At 67.5% G+C, this 13,741-nt stretch carries 17 protein-coding genes; 7 read left to right on the top strand and 10 right to left on the bottom strand.

Annotated features, from left to right (window positions below; genetic code table 11):
• The first annotated feature begins 1 nt into the window (after window position 1).
• From H0I76_RS07070 to H0I76_RS07060, 3 genes are all read left to right on the top strand, one after another.
• A complete protein-coding gene (locus H0I76_RS07070; RefSeq protein WP_200608693.1) occupies window positions 2-187 on the top strand; it encodes an RSP_7527 family protein in 186 nt (61 codons plus the stop codon).
• A 448-nt stretch (window positions 188-635) separates the two neighbouring features.
• The gene (locus H0I76_RS07065; protein ID WP_200608691.1) at window positions 636-1,829 is read left to right on the top strand and encodes an RSP_2647 family RNA methyltransferase; all 1,194 of its coding nucleotides are present in this window, start codon (window positions 636-638) and stop codon (window positions 1,827-1,829) included.
• A 1-nt stretch (window position 1,830) separates the two neighbouring features.
• Window positions 1,831-2,379, top strand: a complete 549-nt coding sequence (locus H0I76_RS07060; RefSeq protein WP_325166415.1) for an RSP_2648 family PIN domain-containing protein — start codon at window positions 1,831-1,833, stop codon at window positions 2,377-2,379.
• 17 nt (window positions 2,380-2,396) lie between these two features.
• Here H0I76_RS07060 and purL read toward each other — a convergent pair whose 3' ends face one another.
• From purL to purC, 8 genes are all read right to left on the bottom strand, one after another.
• Window positions 2,397-4,580 carry a phosphoribosylformylglycinamidine synthase subunit PurL gene (gene purL, locus H0I76_RS07055; protein WP_200608687.1) on the bottom strand — a complete coding sequence of 728 codons (2,184 nt, stop codon included), beginning with the start codon at window positions 4,578-4,580 and terminating at the stop codon, window positions 2,397-2,399.
• 29 nt (window positions 4,581-4,609) lie between these two features.
• The gene (locus H0I76_RS07050) at window positions 4,610-5,014 is read right to left on the bottom strand and encodes a hypothetical protein (protein ID WP_200608686.1); all 405 of its coding nucleotides are present in this window, start codon (window positions 5,012-5,014) and stop codon (window positions 4,610-4,612) included.
• Window positions 5,014-5,715 (bottom strand): phosphoribosylformylglycinamidine synthase subunit PurQ, encoded by a 702-nt coding sequence (gene purQ, locus H0I76_RS07045; protein WP_200608683.1) that lies wholly within the window; start codon window positions 5,713-5,715, stop codon window positions 5,014-5,016. Before purQ ends, H0I76_RS07050 begins: the two co-directional genes overlap by 1 nt.
• Before the next feature lie 131 nt (window positions 5,716-5,846).
• A complete protein-coding gene (gene purS, locus H0I76_RS07040) occupies window positions 5,847-6,089 on the bottom strand; it encodes a phosphoribosylformylglycinamidine synthase subunit PurS (RefSeq protein WP_200608681.1) in 243 nt (80 codons plus the stop codon).
• Window positions 6,090-6,177: 88 nt separating this feature from the next.
• Window positions 6,178-6,861 carry a ceramidase domain-containing protein gene (locus H0I76_RS07035; RefSeq protein ID WP_200608679.1) on the bottom strand — a complete coding sequence of 228 codons (684 nt, stop codon included), beginning with the start codon at window positions 6,859-6,861 and terminating at the stop codon, window positions 6,178-6,180.
• Between the two features lie 188 nt (window positions 6,862-7,049).
• Window positions 7,050-7,457 carry a DUF3592 domain-containing protein gene (locus H0I76_RS07030; protein ID WP_200608677.1) on the bottom strand — a complete coding sequence of 136 codons (408 nt, stop codon included), beginning with the start codon at window positions 7,455-7,457 and terminating at the stop codon, window positions 7,050-7,052.
• Window positions 7,457-7,975 carry a DUF3592 domain-containing protein gene (locus tag H0I76_RS07025; protein ID WP_200608675.1) on the bottom strand — a complete coding sequence of 173 codons (519 nt, stop codon included), beginning with the start codon at window positions 7,973-7,975 and terminating at the stop codon, window positions 7,457-7,459. The genes H0I76_RS07030 and H0I76_RS07025 overlap by 1 nt, the downstream gene beginning before the upstream one ends.
• Window positions 7,975-8,736: a phosphoribosylaminoimidazolesuccinocarboxamide synthase gene (gene purC, locus H0I76_RS07020; RefSeq protein WP_200608673.1), complete on the bottom strand. Its 762-nt coding sequence runs from the start codon at window positions 8,734-8,736 to the stop codon at window positions 7,975-7,977. Before purC ends, H0I76_RS07025 begins: the two co-directional genes overlap by 1 nt.
• Before the next feature lie 195 nt (window positions 8,737-8,931).
• On the opposite strand from purC, the gene H0I76_RS07015 reads away from it, so the two are divergent.
• The 4 genes from H0I76_RS07015 to H0I76_RS07000 all read left to right on the top strand — a co-directional run bounded on the left by H0I76_RS07015 (window position 8,932) and on the right by H0I76_RS07000 (window position 12,579).
• Window positions 8,932-9,261 carry a DUF1476 domain-containing protein gene (locus H0I76_RS07015; protein WP_200608671.1) on the top strand — a complete coding sequence of 110 codons (330 nt, stop codon included), beginning with the start codon at window positions 8,932-8,934 and terminating at the stop codon, window positions 9,259-9,261.
• 81 nt (window positions 9,262-9,342) lie between these two features.
• Window positions 9,343-10,863, top strand: coding sequence for an FAD-binding domain-containing protein (locus H0I76_RS07010; protein ID WP_200608669.1), 1,521 nt, complete (start codon window positions 9,343-9,345; stop codon window positions 10,861-10,863).
• A gap of 55 nt (window positions 10,864-10,918) precedes the next feature.
• Window positions 10,919-11,068 carry a DUF2256 domain-containing protein gene (locus H0I76_RS07005; protein ID WP_200608667.1) on the top strand — a complete coding sequence of 50 codons (150 nt, stop codon included), beginning with the start codon at window positions 10,919-10,921 and terminating at the stop codon, window positions 11,066-11,068.
• Complete coding sequence (locus H0I76_RS07000) at window positions 11,065-12,579, top strand: cryptochrome/photolyase family protein (RefSeq protein WP_200608665.1); 1,515 nt, start codon at window positions 11,065-11,067, stop codon at window positions 12,577-12,579. Before H0I76_RS07005 ends, H0I76_RS07000 begins: the two co-directional genes overlap by 4 nt.
• Before the next feature lie 73 nt (window positions 12,580-12,652).
• On the opposite strand, the gene H0I76_RS06995 is transcribed toward H0I76_RS07000, so the two are convergent.
• The gene (locus H0I76_RS06995) at window positions 12,653-13,201 is read right to left on the bottom strand and encodes a glutathione peroxidase (protein WP_200608663.1); all 549 of its coding nucleotides are present in this window, start codon (window positions 13,199-13,201) and stop codon (window positions 12,653-12,655) included.
• Window positions 13,202-13,309: 108 nt separating this feature from the next.
• Window positions 13,310-13,723: a hypothetical protein gene (locus H0I76_RS06990; RefSeq protein WP_200608661.1), complete on the bottom strand. Its 414-nt coding sequence runs from the start codon at window positions 13,721-13,723 to the stop codon at window positions 13,310-13,312.
• Window positions 13,724-13,741: the final 18 nt, after the last annotated feature.

The raw sequence follows: 13,741 nt of genomic DNA, 5'->3' as shown, positions 1-13,741 counted from the left end.
GATGATCGACTACACTACTGATCTCAAAGCCCGCGTTCCGAGCGCGGACGAAATCGCGCGCATCGTCGCGCGTTCGCGCAAGCTGCGGGAACAGGCGATCCGCGAGATGGCGCGTGCCCTTTGGGCTCGCATCTCCAAGCGTCATGGTGCTCGGCAGATGCCCACTGGTGGCGCGCGGCACGCCTGATAGCGACACAAGCTGTGTTGAGGCAGCAGGGCGGGACCGTCTCGGTCCCGCCCTTTGCATTTTTACGCGATTGTCTTTGGATTGTGGGCTCGGTGTCATTCTCCACAACCTATGGGGTATGGCCACAATAATATGTTGCGAGGCGTATCACTCTGCGTCATGCTCACATCACTGGCGCAACATTTGAAAGGAGGTGATCCGATGTCGAGTGGGCCTTTGGAGCTTTCGGATCGGAATGCACGATTCGGCCTGGGTTCGGAGCAGCCTCCTTTCCCCGTCTGAACCGTGAGGGCAGGCCCGTTCCGGCCGAACTCGCTCGAAGCTCACGGAGGGGTCGCCCAGCGGCGACCCCTTTGCTCTTGGCGACTCGCGCGCCCCGAGCGCGGCGCGGCTCTTCCCATCCGCAGCGTGCTGGCCTAGAGAGGCTTCGCCCAAGCGGAGCGCCCCGATGACCGAAATCGCAGACCGACCGACGGTGAAGCTGAGGCCCGGAAAGGGGCGCCGCCTTGCAGAGGGTGCGCCCTGGGCATTCGCTGACGAGATTGCGATGGACCGGCGCACCAGGGGTCTGGCGCCCGGGACGCTCGTACGCATTGTCGACGGCGACGCGGTGCTCGGGCTCGCCGCGTTCAATCCCGAGAGCAAGATCGCCGCGCGCCTGATCGACATGGATGCCGAGGCCGTCATTGGCGAAGACTGGTTCGCGGCGCGCCTCTCGCATGCGCTGGCATTGCGCGAGCGCCTCTTTGACGCCCCGTTCTATCGACTCGTCCATGCCGAAGGCGACGCGCTTCCCGGCCTCGTGATCGACCGCTTCGGCGATGCGGTCGTGATTCAGCCAAATGCGGCCTGGGTCGACCGGCTTCTGCCCGAGGTCGAAGCGGCATTGGTCGCCGTGACCGGCTGCACCCGCGTCGTCGTGAATGCGACCGCACGCGTGCGCAAGCTCGAGGGCCTCGACGAGACGCTTGAGGTTGTTCGCGGCACCATCGACGCGCCGATCCCGGTTGGCATGAACGGGGCCACGTATCTCGCCGACCTCGCGGGCGGCCAGAAGACCGGATTGTTCTACGACCAGCGGCCGAACCACGCGTTCGTCGCCGGGCTCGCGGGTGGCATGCGCGTGCTGGACGTCTTCACCCATGTCGGCGGTTTCGCGCTCGCGGCGCTTGCGGCCGGGGCAAGCGAGGCTCTCGCGGTCGACAGCTCCGCTCCTGCGCTGGAACTGGCCGAGGGCGGTGCCCGGCTTTCCGGGGTCTCCGACCGGTTCGCCACGCGGCGCGCGGATGCATTTGCGGCGATGGAGGCCCTGGTGGCCGAGGGCGCGCGCTTCGATGTCGTCGTCTGCGATCCGCCCGCCTTCGCTCCGTCGAAGACCGCGTTGCCGCAGGGGCTGCGTGCCTATGAACGGCTTGCGCGTCTGGGCGCGGGGCTTGTCGCCCCTGGCGGCTGGCTCGTGCTCTGCTCGTGCAGCCACGCAGCCGATCCCGAGAGCTTCCATCGCGCCAATGCGCGGGGGATCGGGCGTGCGGACCGTAATGCGCAGCTCGTCCATTCGGGCCGCGCCGGGCCCGACCATCCGAGCCACATGGCGCTGCCCGAGACGTCCTATCTCAAGGCGATGGTCTACCGGCTTGGCTGATGTGCCGACGGTCTGCCTCGACGCCTGCGTGCTTTATCCGCGCCTGCTGAGATCGATCGCGCTGGGTGCGGCGCGCGAGGGCCTCTTTCACCCCGTGTGGAGTGCGCGCATCCTGGACGAGTGGCGTCTGGCGGCATTGCGCGATGGCGGCATGGCGGCCGAACAGGCGGTGAGCGCCGAGATCGAAGAAATGCGCCATGCCTTTCCCCACGCCGAGGTCACGCCGGCCGCCGAAGTCGAGGCGCAGATCCACCTCCCGGACCAAGCCGACGCCCATGTTGTCGCGGCGGCGGTGGCCGCGGGTGCCACGGCTCTCGTCACCCTCAACCTGCGGGACTTTCCGACCCGGCGGCTCGCCCCGTTCGGGATCGAGGTCCGGCATCCCGACGGGTTCTTCTGGGAGCTCCTTTCCGGCGCGCCAAGGCCGATGTCGCGCGTGATACGCAATGCCTTCGGCCCGCTGGAGGCGAGCGGCCCGCGCGCCGAGCGTAATGCGCTCAAGCGCGCGTCGCTCTCGCGGCTGGGCAAGGCCTGGGAAGCGATAGCCTGACGTCTTGGGCTTGCGGCTTACGCCTCACCCATGAGCCGGGCAAAGCCCGTCTCGTGGACCTCGCGGAGCCCGGAGAGCGTAACCTCCGAGGTCCCGAGCCGGACAGTGTCGCCGCCCGTCATCCCGACGCGGCGCACCGGGACCTGCGCCGCGATGGCAAGCCGGGTGATCTCGTCAACCGCCGCCTCGGGCGCCGCGATCAGGTAGCGGCCCTGATCCTCGCCAAAGAACCATGCAAGCGGCGTCATGCCTTCGGCTGCGTCCAGCGCGACGCCGGTCCCGGCGGCCAGCGCCATCTCGGCCGCGGCGACGCCGAGGCCGCCATCGGACAGGTCATGCGCGGCCGAGATCAGCCCTTCGGCCTTGAGCGCGCGGACCAGCTCGCCGGCCTTGCGCTCGGCCCGAAGGTCGACATGGGGGGCGTCGCCATCCGAGCGGCCCCACAGTTCCCAGATCAATGCGGACTGGCCCAGATGCCCCTCGGAATGTCCGATCATCAACAGCGCGTCTCCCGCGCAGGGCGCCATCGGGATCGCCTCGTCGAGCGAGGTCAGCAGCCCGACTGCGCCGATCGAGGGGGTGGGCAGGATCGCCTCGCCGTTCGTCTCGTTGTAGAGGCTGACATTGCCCGAGACGACCGGCATGTCCAGCGCCTCGCACGCGGCCCCGATGCCTTTGATGCAGCCGACGAACTGCCCCATGATCTCGGGCTTCTCGGGGTTGCCGAAATTGAGATTGTCGGTGACGGCGAGAGGGCGCGCTCCGGTGGCCGAGAGGTTGCGGAACGCCTCGGCCACGGCCTGCTTGCCGCCTTCGACCGGGTTTGCCTTGCAGTATCGCGGCGTCACGTCGGCCGTGAAGGCCAGTGCCTTCTGGGTTCCATGGACGCGAACCACCGCCGCGTCAGACCCGGGGCGCACCACGGTATCGGCCATGACCATGTGATCATATTGCTGCCAGACCCAGGCGCGCGAGCAGAGGTTCGGCGATCCCATCAGCGCGGCAAGCGCCTCGGCGGGATCCATCTCGGGCACCGGCGCTAGCGGACGGGCGGCGGACGTCTCGACCCACGGGCGGTCGTATTCTGGCGCCTCGCCCGACAGGGCCTTCAGTGGCAGGTCGGCCTTGATCTCGCCGTCATGCTTCACCAGGAAGCGGTCCTCGGGAATCGTGTGTCCGACGATCGCAAAGTCGAGGTCCCACTTGTCGAAGATCGCGCGGGCGACGGCCTCCTTCTCGGGCTTGAGGACCATCAGCATGCGCTCCTGGCTCTCAGAGAGCATCATCTCGTAGGCGCTCATCGCCTGCTCGCGGCATGGCACCGCGTCGAGGTCGAGTTCGATGCCGAGATTACCCTTGTCGCCCATCTCGACCGCCGAGCAGGTGAGCCCGGCAGCACCCATGTCCTGGATCGAGATGACCGCGCCCGAGGCCATCAGCTCGAGGCAGGCCTCGAGCAGGCGCTTCTCGGTGAAGGGATCGCCGACCTGGACGGTGGGGCGCTTTTCCTCGGCGTCCTCGCCGAACTCGGCCGATGCCATGGTCGCGCCGCCCACACCGTCGCGACCGGTCTTGGCGCCGAGATAGACCACCGGCATGCCGACGCCCGAGGCAGCCGAGTAGAAGATCTTGTCGGCGTCCGCGAGCCCGGCTGCGAAAGCATTCACGAGGCAGTTGCCGTTATAGGCGGGGTGGAAGCGCACCTCGCCCCCGACCGTGGGCACGCCGAAGCAGTTGCCGTAGGAGCCGATCCCCTCGACGACCCCGGCGACAAGGCTGCGGGTCTTGGGATGCTCGATCTCGCCGAAGCTCAGCGCGTTCATCGCCGCGATGGGCCGTGCACCCATGGTGAAGACGTCGCGCAGGATGCCGCCGACGCCCGTGGCCGCGCCCTGATGCGGCTCGATGTAGCTGGGATGATTGTGGCTCTCCATCTTGAAGACCACGGCCTGACCGTCCCCGATATCGATGACGCCTGCATTCTCGCCCGGCCCGCAGATGACCTGTGGCCCCTTGGTCGGCAAGGTGCGCAACCACTTCTTCGAGGACTTGTACGAGCAGTGCTCGTTCCACATGGCCGAGAAGATACCCAATTCGGTGAACGTCGGCGTGCGTTCCAGCAGGTTCAGGATGCGCTGGTACTCGTCCGGCTTCAGCCCATGATCGGCGGCAAGCGACTGGTTGACGGCGGGCTCTGTCATGGCGGGCCTTGTGGCGGAGGATCGGGGGGTCAGCAGGCGGCGGCGCCCGAGGCGACGGTGCGGGTCAGGCTCGATTTCATGCGCTCGTAGCGGCCCGGCTCGGCGATTGCCTCGCCGATCAGGCGCACTTCGATGACATTGACGCGAATCGGGACGATGTCGGCTGTCAGGATTTTTGCGTCGTCGGTGAAGAAGCTGACATCCCCGGTCCGCCGGTCGACCAGCATGTTCGCGGCCTGCAGCTCAGCGTCGAGCCAGCAACTCGCGCCGACAAGCTCGAGGCCGTCGCGGACCTGGGCGTAGTCGGCCTGGAGGACCACCGCGCGGTAGGTCTCGTTCGGTGCCGCGGGCTGGCGGTAGCCGGAATCCGAAGGCGGCACGCTCTGCGCGCAGGCGCAAAGCGCGAGCATCAGGATCGGCGACGCGCGGCGCATCAGGCGACCTCCGCCACCGCCTCGACGAGGCTGCGGAACATTGGCGCGCCGTCCGTTCCGCCGAGTTGCGGATCCGCCAGTCGCTCGGGATGCGGCATCATCCCCAGGATGCGGCGATTGTCGCTCAGCACGCCGGCGATGTTCCCGACCGAGCCATTGGGATTGGCGGCCTCGGTCGCATCGCCGTCGGCGTCGACATAGCGGAACGCGATGCGGTCCTCCGCCTCGAGACGGGCTGCGAGCGCGTAGTCCGCGATATAGGCGCCGTCGTGATGGGCCACCGGCACGCGGATCACTCGCTGGTTGCCGAAGGCCGACGTGAAGGGGCTCTGCAGTGTCTCGACCGACAGGTGAACATCGCGGCAGACGAATTTGAGCGTCTGGTTTCGCATCAGCGCGCCCGGCAGCAGCCCGGCCTCGATCAGGATCTGGAAGCCGTTGCAGATGCCCAGCACGATCCCGCCCCGGTGGGCGAAGTCGACGACGGCCCGCATGATTGGCGAGCGCGCGGCGATCGCGCCGCAGCGAAGATAGTCGCCGAAGGAGAAACCACCGGGGATCGCGACCACGTCGAGGCCCGGAGGCAGCGCCGCGTCCTTGTGCCAGACCATGCTCGCCGGGCGACCGGCGGCGGCGCCAAGCGCGACGGCCAGATCGCGGTCGCAGTTCGAGCCGGGAAAGACGATCACGGCGGATTTCATGGGCATCCCCTCACATAGCGAAGATGACGTAGGCAGCAGCGGCTAGCGGCGGGATGAGGAAAGCGACAGCGATCTTGGCGACCAACCAGTTGCGCGCTCTAAGGTGGCGCCTGTCGCCGTCGCCGCTCACGTCATCCCACCATTTCGACGCGATAGTTCTCGATCACGGTGTTCGCGAGCAGCTTCTCGGCCATCCGCGCCACCTCGGCCTCGGCCCGCGCGGGATCGGTTTCAGCCAGTTCGATCTCGATCACCTTGCCTTGGCGGACACTCTCGACACCGCCGAAGCCCAGCGAGCCGAGCGCGTGGCGGATCGCCTCGCCCTGCGGGTCGAGGACGCCGGTCTTGAGGGTGACGAAGACGCGGGCTTTCATCGGGCGCACCTCTCGCGGGTAAGGCTGTTCGGCCTCTCCATACCCGCGAGGGCAAAGCGGGGCAAGGGTGGCAACGCGGCCGCGGCGTTCACGCCGGGGCAGGCGCCCTCAGTGGCGCCCTGCCGTGGCGGATCAGCGTCAGGATCAGCAGCCACAAGAGCAAGCCGTTGAGCAAGTGCCACAGGAAATGTGTGCCAACCGGCCAGAGCGAGCAGACCGGCTTGTCGAGCGCGCGGAAGGTCAGAGAGACCGCGAAAACGCCGGCAGCGGTCATAAGCCCCCGCCCGGCGGGATGGCCGCGCGCGGCCAGCCAGGCGCCGACGCCGCCGAGCGCGATCAGCGCGGGGAAGTAGCTCTGCGTGCCCCCGACGATGTCGTGCAGCAGCACGCGCAGGACCCCCGAGAGCGCAAACATGCCGACGAGAAAGCCCGCCGTCACCAAGGCCGACTGGCGCCATGACAGTCCGACGAAGCGGTTCATGGCGATCGCGAAATAGGCGAGGATGAACACGAGGATCGGCCCGGTATCGGCCATCGCCGCCCAGACGGTGGCGTAGGTGTGGAACAGGAAAGACCCGATCCCCACCACGATGGCGTTTGCGGTGAGGAACATCACCGCGCCGTCGAGCCTGTCGAGCCTGCGCGCGAGCATGATCGCCGCCACCCCGGCGAGAATGAACGAGATATTCGTGACTGCGTTCAGGGGCTCGGCCCAGAACGCCTCGCCCACCCTCTCGCAGTAGCCGTCGATCCTGCGCAGCAGGGGGTGCATCCGCTCGTCCCGGTCCGTTCATGCCTCATCGCCCATATGGGTCCTCGGGCGTGGATGCCAAGGTGGCCCTCCCGCCTTCTCGCCGACGTGGCACGACGCGCTCGCCGCAATGCGCGTTCTTCCGGATGCGGAAACTACGGAAGCCCAGCCCCGGCGACCCGTTGATACGCCGCCGTTTGCGCTCCGGCCTATTCGGCCGAGCCCCGAAGCAACGCGACTGCGCCGATCAGGCAGAGCGCGGCGACCCCGAACCCCGCGCTCGCACCCTCGAACTTCGTGAGGGCGGTGCGCGTGGGGGTGTGCGGGTGATGCATGATCTCGATGAAGTCACCGCGCTTCAGCGGATGGCGCGCGATGTTGACGGGCACGTGGGTCTCGATGTTCGAGCCGTCGGGCGCCGTGAATGCGATGGCAACCGACCACTTTCCCGAAGCAAGCGAGCGCCGCGTCGGGACGTCCACGACCCGCGCCTGAACCCGCGGCCACCGTCCGCGGGCAACCCAGGCCAGGATCGGCTGCAAGAAGCTAACAATTGCGAGGGCCAGCAGCACCAGCGCCACGGGGCCCTCGCCGAACCGCTCGACAAGCCCGCTCATCAGGGATCCACTCCGTGCTCGACGCGGAATCGCGTGCGGTTCACCCGTTCGAGAACGCGAAACAGCCACAACAGGCCCAGCGTCGCGCCGCCACCGACCAGGCTGAACGCGATGGGCCCCAGCCAGTGATCCCAGAAGCCGCGGTCGAGCCGCACGATGTCCGGCCTCGCGTCGTCATAGCGCACCCAGACGCGCTCGCCCTCGGCCTGCGCGCCGAAGCCCAGCGCGATCGCCACCTCGTTCTCGCGCCAGGCGCCGTCGGGCCCGGCATAGCGCACGGTTGGCCATTCGGTCGTGACGGTCTCGCTGAACCCGTCATTTCCGCGCCGGGTGTCCTGCTCGAGCCGGACCGAGGTGATCAGTCCGATCGTCCGGGTGCTGTCACCAAGGAAGGCCATCGTCTCGGCCGCGAGTGCGAGGCCGAGCGCGAGGAAGGCGACAGGGACGAACAGCGCGACCGCCCGCACCCAAAGGGGAAGATCGGGCCGGTACGGAGGCGGTTTCGGCCGGCCCGCCATCAGTGGACGAGCTTGGGGCCCCGCTTGCCATTGCCGCCTTCGGGCAGGATGCCGAGGCGCCGCGCGACCTCCGTGTAGGCATCGGCCAGCGAACCGAGGTCGCGGCGGAACACGTCCTTGTCGAGCTTCTGGCCGGTCTTGATATCCCACAGCCGGCACGAATCGGGGCTGATCTCGTCGGCCACGATGATGCGCTGGTAATCGCCGTCCCAGATGCGGCCGCACTCGATCTTGAAGTCGACGAGCCGGATCCCGACCCCGGTGAACAGGCCCGACAGGAAGTCGTTGACCCGCAGCGCAAGCGAGATGATGTCGTCGATGTCCTGCTGGCTTGCCCAGTTGAACGCGACGATATGCTCCTCGGTCACCATCGGATCGCCGAGCGCGTCGTCCTTGTAATAGAACTCGATGATCGGACGGGGCAGGGGGGTTCCCTCCTCGATCCCGAGACGCTTGGACAGCGAGCCTGCCGCGACGTTGCGCACGACGACCTCGAGCGGGATGATCTCGCAAGCGCGGATCAGCTGCTCGCGCATGTTGATGCGGCGGATGAAGTGGTTCGGCACGCCGATCGAGGTCAGCGCCGTCATGATGTGCTCGGAGATGCGGTTGTTCAGCACGCCCTTGCCATCGATCACGTCATGCTTCTGCGCGTTGAACGCCGTGGCGTCGTCCTTGAAGTACTGAATCAGCGTGCCCGGCTCCGGTCCCTCATAGAGGATCTTGGCCTTGCCTTCGTAGACCATCCTGCGCCGCGCCATGGCTATCTCCGGGTTTCGCGAAAAGCGGACTGCGCCCCGAAGGCTCCCCTCGGCGCGCGCCGCGTCTCTATATGCGCGCATGCGTCTTTCCACAAGGGTGCCAGTGCCGCATTGCCTCGACACGATCGAATTCCCTATATCCACTGTGAGTTGAAGGCGCCCGAATCCGTGGCGTGGGAACAGAAGAGGCCAGCGATGACGACATTCGACGACCGCGAGAAGGCGTTCGAGAACAAGTACGCCCACGACGCCGAGATGCAGTTCAAGGCCGAGGCCAGGCGCAACAAGCTGCTTGGCATCTGGGCCGCCGAGAAGCTTGGGCTGACCGGTGCCGACGCCGAGGCCTACGCGAAGTCGGTCGTGATCGCGGATCTCAAGGAAGCGGGCGACGAGGATGTGTACGTGAAGGTCAAGGCCGACCTCGATGCCAAGGGCGTCGCGGTGACCGAAGCCGAACTGCGCAAGCGCATGTCGGACCTGCGGGTCGAGGCCAAGGCCCAGGTCATGTCCGAGGCCGGCAACTGATATCCGCGGGCGCGCGCTGGTCGCGCCCGGCTTGACTTCTACCCTCTGCGGCCCATCTGGCGGGTCCGCGGAGGGAGTGTCATGGCGCTCGGGATCGTCTGGTTCAAGCGCGACCTTCGGGTCGACGATCACGAGCCGCTGGCGCGTGCGGCGCAGGCGGGTCCCGTCATTCCCCTATACATCGTCGAACCCCGGCTCTGGCAGCAACGAGTTGCCTCGGCGCGGCAGTGGCGTTTTGTCGCCGGCGCCGTGTCGGCCCTTGCGGAGGAACTCGGGCATCTCGGCGCGCCTCTCGTGGTCCGAACTGGCGATGCCGTCGACGTGCTCGAGAGCCTGCGTCGCGCGCTCGGCCCGTTCAGCCTTTGGTCGCACCAGGAGACGGGCGACCGCTGGACCTACGATCGCGATCTCCGGGTTGCCGCCTGGGCGCGCGGCGCAGATGTAGTCTGGCACGAGTTTCAGGCCGGTGGCGTCATCCGCAAGCTGCGAACGCGCGACGGGTGGGCCGCGCGCTGGGACGCGGCGATGGCGCGCCCGCTGATCGACCGGCCGACCGCCCTGGCGCCGCACGGGCTTGCGTCGGAACCTCTGCCGGATGCGGCGGACCTGTGCCTCGAACCCGATCCATGCGACGACGCGCTCGCCTCGCCAGAGGCCGGTCGCGCGCTTCTCGCAAGCTTTCTCGGCACCCGGGGGCGTCACTACAGGCGAGAGATGTCATCCCCGGTCACGGCCTTCGACGCCTGTTCCAGGCTCAGCCCCCATCTGGCCTGGGGCACGCTCTCGACGCGCGAGATCTGGCAAAGGGCGCGCACGGCGCGTGCTGATTGTATTGATCGCGCCCAGCGCGCGTCGATCGACAGTTTCACGGCCCGTCTCCATTGGCGCTGCCATTTCATGCAGAAGCTTGAAGACGAGCCGGCCATCGAGACGCGCTGCATGCATCCGCTCTACGAGGGTTTGCGCGAGGGCGAGCACGACGAGCAGAGGCTGCGCGCCTGGCTTTCTGGCGAAACGGGCTTGCCGATGGTCGATGCCTGCATGCGCGCCCTCAGGGCGACGGGCTGGCTCAATTTCAGGATGCGCGCGATGCTGGTGTCCGTCGCGGCCTATCATCTCTGGCTCGACTGGCGCCGGTTCGGGCCGGGGCTCGCACAGCTCTTCACCGACTTCGAGCCCGGCATCCACTGGAGCCAGTGCCAGATGCAGTCCGGCACGACAGGGATCAACACGCTCAGGGTCTACAATCCGGTGAAGCAGTCCCATGATCAGGACCCGAAGGACGTGTTTCTCCGGCGTTGGCTCCCGCAACTCTCACGCGTCCCGGCCCCCTTGATCCACGAGCCTTGGAAGATGACGCCCGCCCAGCAGGCCGAATGGGGCTGCCGCATCGGGCGCGACTACCCCGCGCCCCTCGTCGATCACGTGGCTGCCGCGCGCATGGCGCGGGATCGGGTCCATGCGCGACGCCGCGAGCAAGGCTTCGCCGAGGCGAAGCAAGCCGTGCTGGCGCGCCACGCCTCCCGCCGCCCGACGAGAGGCACGACGCGACCCAGGCGACCCGCGCGCAAGGCGGACAGCCAGCAGAGCTTCGACTTCTGACCGGCAACAGCATGCGCGGCCAACGTGGGACGCGTGTGCGGCACAAGGAGACGCGATGCCACGGATGCGAAAGAAATCCGACCTGCCCGCGAAAACCTGCGCGATCTGTGGCCGTCCCTTTGTCTGGCGGCGGAAATGGGCGCGTGACTGGGACGCCGTCCGGCACTGCTCGGATCGCTGCCGTTCGGCGCGGAGACGGGCATGACGCGCGCAAGGCGCCTCCTGCTCGTCCTCGGTGACCAGCTGGACATCCGGGCTAATGCTCTGGATCGCCTCGATCCCGAGCGCGACGCGGTCGTGATGACCGAGGCGCGCGAGGAAGCCACCTACCTGCGTCAGCACAAGAAACGCCTTGTTCTTTTCTTCGCCGCGATGCGCCATTTCGCGGATGAGCTTCGGGCCCGCGGCTTTACCGTGCGTTATCACGCGATCGACGGAGAGGATCCTGCGGCCACGCTGGCCGAGGGTGCAGCGCGCCATCCGGCAGACGAGCATCATGTCACGCTCCCCGGCGACATGCGTGTTCGCGATGCCCTCCGCGACCGGTTTCCCGGGCTGGTGGTGCACCCCGATCATCACTTCCTCAGCACGCCGGCCGAGTTCTCCGATCTGCGCGAAGGGCGCCGGCGCTTCATCCTCGAGGATTTCTACCGCGCCATGCGCAAGAAGACCGGCTGGCTGATGGATGGCGACGCGCCTGCCGGCGGGCGCTGGAACTTCGATGCCGACAATCGCAAGCCATTTGGACGCGACGGCCCGGGCTTCACGCCCGGACGGCCGCACTCCGAACCCGACGAGATCACGCGCAAGGTGATGCGGATGGTCGAGCGGCTATTCCCGGATGCGCCCGGCTCGACCGAAGGGTTCGCCGAGCCGGTCACACGCCGCGCGGCCCTCGCGCATCTGCGCGATTTCATCGACCACCGCCTGCCGCGTTTCGGCGATCACCAGGACGCGATCGCGACCGGCCACTCGACGCTGTGGCATTCGCGCCTTTCGACCGCGCTCAATCTCAAGCTGGTGGATCCCAGGGAAGTCTGCGCCGCTGCGATCTCGGCCTGGGCGAACGGGCATGCGCCCCTCAACGCCGTCGAGGGGTTCGTGCGCCAGATCCTCGGCTGGCGCGAGTTCGTTCGCGGCGTCTATTGGGCCGAGATGCCCGGTTATGCGGGGCTGAACGCGCTGGGTGCCGACGCCGACTTGCCGGGTTTCTTCTGGACGGGCGACACCGTTATGGCCTGCCTGGCCGATGGCCTGACCCAGCTTCTCGAGGAGGGATATGCCCATCACATCCAGCGGCTGATGGTGATGGGACTGTTCGCAATGCTGTGGGGTGCGCATCCCTATCGCGTTCATGAATGGCACATGGAACTCTATCTCGACGCCATCGACTGGGTCAGCCTGCCCAACGTCCTCGGCATGAGCCAGCATGGCGACGGTGGCATCGTCGGGACCAAACCCTACGCCGCGTCCGGCGCCTATATTTCGCGCATGTCGGACTGCTGCGGCGGATGTCGCTACGATCCGCGCATCGCGACCGGCCCAAAGGCATGCCCGTTCACGACGCTCTACTGGGATTTCCTCGCCCGGCACGAAGCGCGCTTTCGCGGCAATCGGCGCATGGCGATGCAGATGGCCAACCTGTCGCGCAAGGATGATGGTGAGCTGCGCGACATCCGCGGCGCCGCCGAGTCCCTGCGCAAGCGGATTGCCTGACGCGCGCCTGCCTCGGGGAACGATCCGGCGAAGGCGTCACGCACCGGGCACGCCCGCCGTCGGCCGAGCGCCGTCAGCCCTGCGGCAGCAGCTTCTCGATGGCGGCAAGCAGTTGCGGGTCGTCGGGTTCGGTGCGGGTGGAGAAGGCGCCGACCAGCGCCCCGTCGGGACCGACAAGATACTTGTGGAAATTCCAGCTCGGCGCCTGCTCGGCGCCGAGTTCGCCGCGCGCCCAGACATAGAAGGGATGCGCGCCCGGCCCCCGTACCGCGGTGATCGCCGTCATCGGGAAGTCGATCGAGAAGTTGACGCTGCAGAACTCCTTGACCGCGGCCTCGGTATCGAGTTCCTGCCCGCCGAAATCGTCCGACGGCACGCCGAGAACGACGAGCCCGCGGTCGCGGTATCTGTCGTAGAGGGCCTGCAAGCCGTCATACTGGTAGGTGAAGCCGCAGCGCGAGGCCGTGTTCACGACCAGCACCGGCCGTCCCGCGAATTCCGACAGGGAGACCATGCCGCCGTCGATCCCGGGAAAGCTGAAATCCCGTGCGCTCAATTCTCCGGCATGCAGCGACACCGGGCTGAGCGCCATTGCGGCGATGAGAGCGCGTCGGGTGAGCATCTCGGTCCTCTGTCTCTCGCGGGGTTTCTCTCCATTGAGATAGGCGTCCGCCGCCTCGGGGCAAGCGGGCCGTTTTTATCGACGCCTGAGCCGCCGTCCCGCAGGCGCTCAGTGCGCCAGCGGCAGAGGGCCGTACCTCACCGGCGGAGGAAAGATTTCGACGAGGATGGTGCCGGGATAGCGGAAGTCGGTCAGCGTCGCCGAGTCGATCGTGCGGCCCACCGGGCCGCCGACGAGCCATGTGCCCAGGGTGCCGATCCCGTTGGAGGATGTAACCTCGACGGATGCAGGCGGATACCCGCGCATTGCGCAGGTCACCGTCATGGGCCGCGGGCTCGCCGCAATCTGGACGCTCATCGGTGTTCGGGCGATCGAGGCGATCAATGCATCGTCGCGAAAGACATCGCAACCGGCACCCGGCGGCGTGCTGATCAGGAGGACCGTCTGATCGTCGCCCTCGAGCAGGCCGGCGCAACCGCTCAGCAGTAGCGCCAGCCCGACAAGGTATCGTCTCGCTCGCATTCTCCGCCTCCCCAGGCC

The sequence above is a fragment of the Thermohalobaculum xanthum genome (assembly GCF_016623495.1).
Lineage (GTDB): Bacteria > Pseudomonadota > Alphaproteobacteria > Rhodobacterales > Rhodobacteraceae > Thermohalobaculum > Thermohalobaculum xanthum.
This window is presented reverse-complemented; position numbering and strand designations above follow the sequence as displayed.

What these genes read in the sequence shown, in the direction of transcription:
- H0I76_RS07070 (WP_200608693.1), top strand. Translation starts at nt 2, where the DNA reads ATGATCGACTACACTACTGATCTCAAAGCCCGCGTTCCGAGCGCGGAC.
- H0I76_RS07065 (WP_200608691.1), top strand. Translation starts at nt 636, where the DNA reads ATGACCGAAATCGCAGACCGACCGACGGTGAAGCTGAGGCCCGGAAAG.
- purL (WP_200608687.1), bottom strand. Translation starts at nt 4,580, where the DNA reads ATGACAGAGCCCGCCGTCAACCAGTCGCTTGCCGCCGATCATGGGCTG.
- H0I76_RS07050 (WP_200608686.1), bottom strand. Translation starts at nt 5,014, where the DNA reads ATGCGCCGCGCGTCGCCGATCCTGATGCTCGCGCTTTGCGCCTGCGCG.
- purQ (WP_200608683.1), bottom strand. Translation starts at nt 5,715, where the DNA reads ATGAAATCCGCCGTGATCGTCTTTCCCGGCTCGAACTGCGACCGCGAT.
- purS (WP_200608681.1), bottom strand. Translation starts at nt 6,089, where the DNA reads ATGAAAGCCCGCGTCTTCGTCACCCTCAAGACCGGCGTCCTCGACCCG.
- H0I76_RS07035 (WP_200608679.1), bottom strand. Translation starts at nt 6,861, where the DNA reads ATGCACCCCCTGCTGCGCAGGATCGACGGCTACTGCGAGAGGGTGGGC.
- H0I76_RS07030 (WP_200608677.1), bottom strand. Translation starts at nt 7,457, where the DNA reads ATGAGCGGGCTTGTCGAGCGGTTCGGCGAGGGCCCCGTGGCGCTGGTG.
- H0I76_RS07025 (WP_200608675.1), bottom strand. Translation starts at nt 7,975, where the DNA reads ATGGCGGGCCGGCCGAAACCGCCTCCGTACCGGCCCGATCTTCCCCTT.
- purC (WP_200608673.1), bottom strand. Translation starts at nt 8,736, where the DNA reads ATGGCGCGGCGCAGGATGGTCTACGAAGGCAAGGCCAAGATCCTCTAT.
- H0I76_RS07015 (WP_200608671.1), top strand. Translation starts at nt 8,932, where the DNA reads ATGACGACATTCGACGACCGCGAGAAGGCGTTCGAGAACAAGTACGCC.
- H0I76_RS07010 (WP_200608669.1), top strand. Translation starts at nt 9,343, where the DNA reads ATGGCGCTCGGGATCGTCTGGTTCAAGCGCGACCTTCGGGTCGACGAT.
- H0I76_RS07005 (WP_200608667.1), top strand. Translation starts at nt 10,919, where the DNA reads ATGCCACGGATGCGAAAGAAATCCGACCTGCCCGCGAAAACCTGCGCG.
- H0I76_RS07000 (WP_200608665.1), top strand. Translation starts at nt 11,065, where the DNA reads ATGACGCGCGCAAGGCGCCTCCTGCTCGTCCTCGGTGACCAGCTGGAC.
- H0I76_RS06995 (WP_200608663.1), bottom strand. Translation starts at nt 13,201, where the DNA reads ATGCTCACCCGACGCGCTCTCATCGCCGCAATGGCGCTCAGCCCGGTG.
- H0I76_RS06990 (WP_200608661.1), bottom strand. Translation starts at nt 13,723, where the DNA reads ATGCGAGCGAGACGATACCTTGTCGGGCTGGCGCTACTGCTGAGCGGT.